This is a genomic window from Endozoicomonas sp. SESOKO4, from assembly GCF_024606275.1.
This window is the reverse complement of sequence record NZ_JAHHPS010000148.1, coordinates 1-3,295: the sequence shown is the minus strand read 5'-3', so window position 1 is coordinate 3,295 and position 3,295 is coordinate 1. Positions and strand designations below refer to the sequence as shown.

General features: G+C 48.0%; 5 protein-coding genes. All 5 read right to left on the bottom strand.

Annotated features, from left to right (window positions below; all coding sequences use genetic code 11):
* Nucleotides 1–848: hypothetical protein (locus KDK16_RS02855; RefSeq protein WP_257274584.1), on the bottom strand; the 848-nt coding region annotated here is incomplete at its 3' end.
* 187 nt (nt 849–1,035) lie between these two features.
* On the bottom strand, nt 1,036–1,971 hold the full coding sequence (locus KDK16_RS02850; protein WP_257274583.1) for a hypothetical protein: 936 nt from the start codon (nt 1,969–1,971) through the stop codon (nt 1,036–1,038).
* A gap of 197 nt (nt 1,972–2,168) precedes the next feature.
* The gene (locus KDK16_RS02845; protein WP_257274582.1) at nt 2,169–2,543 is read right to left on the bottom strand and encodes a hypothetical protein; all 375 of its coding nucleotides are present in this window, start codon (nt 2,541–2,543) and stop codon (nt 2,169–2,171) included.
* Between the two features lie 112 nt (nt 2,544–2,655).
* Nucleotides 2,656–2,784 carry a hypothetical protein gene (locus KDK16_RS02840; protein ID WP_257274581.1) on the bottom strand — a complete coding sequence of 43 codons (129 nt, stop codon included), beginning with the start codon at nt 2,782–2,784 and terminating at the stop codon, nt 2,656–2,658.
* Nucleotides 2,785–3,008: 224 nt separating this feature from the next.
* A complete protein-coding gene (locus KDK16_RS02835; protein WP_257274580.1) occupies nt 3,009–3,218 on the bottom strand; it encodes a hypothetical protein in 210 nt (69 codons plus the stop codon).
* Nucleotides 3,219–3,295: the final 77 nt, after the last annotated feature.

Below are 3,295 nucleotides of genomic sequence, written 5' to 3'. Positions count from 1 at the left end.
GCATAATTGGGTCCGGCTGAGTCTGTTGCGTAGACTGTGCCTGAACTGATTGAATTTGCAAGGTTGCCTGCCGAACTCTCTTCGGAATTCAGCGGCCATTTAGCGGGCCATCTGCTATTAGATGATGATCGAAAGATACAAACGCCACGACAGGGAAAGACGAAACAATTTAAACCCAAAGTATGCGGGGGTTGTTGAGGGCCTCTGTTACCGCCGCCAGAGTCAGAATGCAGGGATCTGCTGACGGTGCCTGCAAGTTGAGTTGTCACTCCAGAGACTTGCTCGTCGGATGATTCTGATAGCGGGTATGGTTGTTGATTATGTCCAGAGCCAGGCACCATAATGATGGTAGCAAACAGATGATCCCCCTGTGTCAGCTTAGATGTTGCTTCTTTTTGTTTAATCGTATTAAACGACGAGGAATATAGGAGCCAATAGCTTTTTAAAAACCAACCGACAGCGATAACCACTTCCAGAGGAAGCCATGAATGAAGCGTGTTACTCAGAGGGGCTTCTTCGATGTTTAGGGGCAGTTCGTAACCTAAAAGCAGATGAGTGGTGTAGATTGATCGCCACGAAATCGATTCAATAATGGTCGCTTTTATCCCGTAAAATGATTGATCATCAGGCGGCAAATCCTGTGCTGCGCAGCCGTTTGTATCGACAATATCTGACGGGTTGACCGGCAAGGTATGCTGGACATCCTTTATAGAAAAGCTCTGGTCTGTAAACACTGCCTTATGTTCAGGCTCGACAATAAAACGTTCTGTCCACGGTTTGGCCTGACAGACGACAGATAACAATAATATCAGCAACAGCAGTGTCTCAAAGGGTGAGTTTTTAAGCATTCTATCCGTGCATTCTAATTTATAGAGAGGAAGGATAGATCACCTCATGAAAAGGCGGGTGTCAGATCAACGACTGAGGTTATCGTCCTGATCCGCATCAACAGGCTTGCGTTTTCGGTATTTTCTTTTGTGATCTGTCAGGGTTTACTGGCACTGGGATAAACTTTATGAAGGGGCAGTTGTCAGATCAGGGATTGAGATCATCGTTCTGGTGCTCACCAACAGGCTTACGCTTTCGATGTACTCTTCTGTGATCCGACAGGGTATGAATAGTCTTGAATATTTTGCCGCATGGCCGCTGTTGGCCATCCTCTCCGATAACCATTACGTTGCAGGTTTGTTGCGTGGAATGGTGTCTGGTTTTGTGATACGACAGTGTTCGAGCGTTTTTGTGAACTATCCCACATGGTCGCCGCTGGCCATCTTCTCCAATCACTGTTACGTTACAGGTTTTTTGCCCAGTGTGGTATCTGCTTTTGTGAGACCCCAGGGCTTGAGCACTCTGATAGACCTTTCCGCACGGACGTGGTCGACCATCCCTCCCGTCCACTATTATGTCACAGGTTTGTTGCCCCGTGTGCGCTTTGCTTCTGTGATTCCACAGGGCTCTGATATTGATGCATACCGTCCCGCATGGCTGCAGCTGGTCATCCTCCCCGACCACAGGCACGTCACAGGTTTGTTGTCCGGTGTGATCTCTGTATCTGTGTTCCATCAGGCTGCAGAGACTCTTGCAGACCTTCCCGCATGGCCTCGGCTTTCTATCCTGCCCAACTACAGTCACCTTACAGCTTTGTTGCCCGCTATGCTGGCTGCTTTTGTGAGACGACAGGCTTCTTGCACTCCTGAAGACCCCGCCGCATGGCCGTGACCGGCCATCCTCTTCGACTACGTTTACTTGACAGATTTTTGGCTTGATATGGCACCTGCTTCTGGGATCCAACAGAGCTTGCTGGCTATGGGGAGCTTCTGCCAAAGGAAGACAGCCCGAAGGCGGAGTCCCTATTGTACGTTCCAAATGGATAACAGGTGCAGAGGCAATCCCGGTTTCTTCGGGGTGACTGTGATTATGCAACTTGAGTAACCCGTTGATTATAACCCAGTCATCAGGGTTGGTTGGCAAATTTCTCTCGATTGTTACATCATAATTGGGTGTTCCGGCAGGGTCAGTCGCATAGACTGTCCCTGCAATTATTGAGTGTGTAAAGTTGTCTGTTGAACTTTCTGTAGCATTCAGCGTCCATTCATCAGGCTCGTTGCTAATGGATGAGGATCGGAAACCACAAGCACCATGACAGGGAAAGACGAAACAATTTAAACCTAAAGTATGTTGAGGGGCTGTTGAGGGCCTCCGTTACCGCGGCCATAGTAAGAACACAGCTGGCGGTTGAAAGTGCCCGTGAGTTGGGTCGTTGCTCCCGAGACTTGCTCGCCGGATGATACTAATAGCGGATGTGGTTGCTGGCTGTGTTCAGAGCCAGGCTCCATAGTGATGGTAGCAAACGGGTGATCCCCCCTTGTCAGCATTGATGCTGCTGAATGTTGTCTGATCGATTTAAATGACAGTGAGTCATGCTTCCAATAACTTTTCAAAAGCCAGATAACGACAACAACTACTACTTCTACAGGTAGCCATGAATAAGATTTGGAGCTGAAAAGGGTTTCTTCGGTCGCCAGGAAAAGTTCGTAACCCATCAGCAGACGCGTGGCGTAAAACCATTGCCACGAAATCGACTCAATAATGGTCGTTTTTACCCCATAATCGCCCGGTCTCTGTCGTTTCTCATGGGGCGGTGAATCCGATCCTTCATAGTCGTTTGTGTTGGCTATATCGGGCGTTTTTTTTTGTCGGTGTATGCCGATCGCGCTTTACAGAAAAGTTCTGGTTTGAAAACACTGCATTGTGTTCAAACTCGACAATAAAGCGTTCTGTCAAAAGTTCGGCCTGACAGACAACTGGCAACGATATCAGCAAAAGCGTTAGCGGCAACAGCGGTGCTGCGAAGAGTGAGTGTCTAATAATTCTATCCTTGCATTTTGGTGGATGGAGAGGAAGGATAGATCAAGAAAATAAGTCTGTTTTCTATCAAAGATCTTTTGCTAAAAACTGAAGGTAGCACCGGGAAAAACGTCATTGAAGTCACGTACCGGATCAGATCGTTACTTATTCAATTTAGCTTTTTCAGGACTGGGGTCATCATTCCGGGTTACATCAACAGGCTTGCGTTTTCGATGAATTCTTTTGTGACTAGACAGTGATTTGGTATCATTGCAGACCTTTCCGCATGGCCGCAGCAGACCATCTTCCCCGATCACTCCTGCGTCACAGGCTTGTGGCCCGCAATGGACTCTTTTTTTGTGATTAGGCAAGGCCTGAGCATTATTACCTGGCTCTTATACACAACTCCGAGCCCACGAGACATGCGCAGATCTGGTATGCGGTCTTC